Origin of the sequence: Virgibacillus proomii, from assembly GCF_900162615.1 — a bacterium.
In the GTDB taxonomy this organism is placed as follows: Bacteria; Bacillota; Bacilli; order Bacillales; family Amphibacillaceae; genus Virgibacillus; species Virgibacillus proomii.
The window spans coordinates 1-1,684 of sequence record NZ_FUFN01000005.1; the positions used below are offsets into that span (position 1 = coordinate 1).

The following is a 1,684-nucleotide window of genomic DNA, read 5'->3' on the forward strand; positions in this document are numbered from 1 at the left end:
ACTTGAACTGCCCCCTGTCAAGTAGACAGTGGAAATAATAAAAAAGATTTAAGTGGCTTTAGCTCTATATTCCATAGGGCTAAGGCCGTTTAATCGCTTTTGATACCTTTCATAATTATAAAAATGAATATACTCATCTATCGCAGTAGTAAGTTCCTCAAATGTTTTATATTTATGTAAATAATACTTCTCACATTTCAGTGTCCCAAAAAAAGACTCCATTGGTCCATTATCAATACACCGACCAACTCGTGACATGCTTTGTGTCATCTCTGCCGCATCTATTTTACGTTTGAACCCTTTAGAGGTGTATTGGAATCCACGGTCACTATGGATAAGAGGCTGTTCTTCATTCAATAGTACTGTGGCTTGATCAAGTGTCTTAAATACAAGTTGATTATTGTTGGAATGTCCTAGAACATAACTTATAATGGATCCGTCATAAAGATCACGAATCGCACTTAAATAGGCCTTTTTTGATTGGTCATACTTAAATTCTGTAACGTCCGTTACCCATTTTTCATTTGGTTTTTCGGCTTGGAATTCACGATTTAATATATTGTCTGCCACATGTTGAGGTGTAGAGCGTTTATATCGCTTCTTCTTGACACGAATGACAGAGCGTAATCCAGCCACTTTCATCAACCGATAGATTCTTTTATGATTAAGTTTCTCCTCGAACTTTCTATTCATGTGAAGGGTCATTTGACGATAACCAAATATACCACCCACTTTTTCATGGAGTATTTGCACCTCTTTGATAATTTCTTTATTCTGTATTTCTCTGGATGAAGGAGTACGATTTAGCCACTTATAGTATGCAGAACGTGCAATTCCCGCGATTTCACAAAGTAAACGAATGCTTAACCCTTCATTCTGGTGAAGCTCTTGAATAGCGACATACTTATCCTCAAATCGGATTTGGCTTATTTTCGCCTCCTTTCGATCTCCTCTAACTTTTTTAAGAAAGCATTCTCTGCACGTAAACGTTCGTTCTCCTTTGCGATTCGATGCATTTCTAACTTCATTTTTTCTTCGGAAGTTAACTCATTTTCACTTTTAGAACGTCCTCTTCTATCCTTTAACGCATCCCATCCACCATCTTCATATTTACGTACCCATTGATATATTTGTTGGTAAGACACTTGATGATTATCCGCAGTTTGTTGATAATTCTTCCCGTTCGCTAAGGCATCTTGTACCATCTCAATTCGTTCTTTCCAAGTTGTTTTTCTCCCTTTAGTCATCGAGCTCGTTCTTCCTTTCGACGTATCCTTTAATTCTCTATGACTATTATACTGCTTTATCCATTTTCGAAGTACGGATGTGCTAGATATTTTATACTTGCGAATGACCTCCCGTTGAGAATACTCCCCTGATATATAATCTTCTACAGCTGCTTGTTTTAAATCTTTAGAATATGACTTCCATGTCCTTGAGTTCTCCAATCCATTGAGACCGTATTTCTCATATTTATTAGCCCAATCATACAGAGTTACCTCCGAAATTCCGTATTTTGAACATAATTCTATTAGCGTATAATCTTCATTCTTATATGCCTTTAACACTTCATACTTAAACTGTCTAGAGTAAAATTTATATTTATTGGACATAAAAAACTCCCCTTAAGGTAATAACAGATTTTTATTTTTTAATCTGTCTACTTTAAGGGGAGCATATCAGA

The 1,684-nt window shown here is 36.0% G+C and carries 1 protein-coding gene; it reads right to left on the reverse strand.

Annotation, left to right across the window (positions count from 1 at the left end; genetic code table 11):
• Positions 1-48: 48 nt before the first annotated feature.
• Positions 49-1,613 (reverse strand): IS3 family transposase gene (locus BN1066_RS19650; RefSeq protein ID WP_143695710.1). Its coding sequence is split into 2 segments (ribosomal slippage): positions 49-974 and positions 974-1,613, totalling 1,566 coding nucleotides; the frame shifts between segments, so codons are not numbered across the junction.
• Between the last annotated feature and the right edge of the window lie 71 nt (positions 1,614-1,684).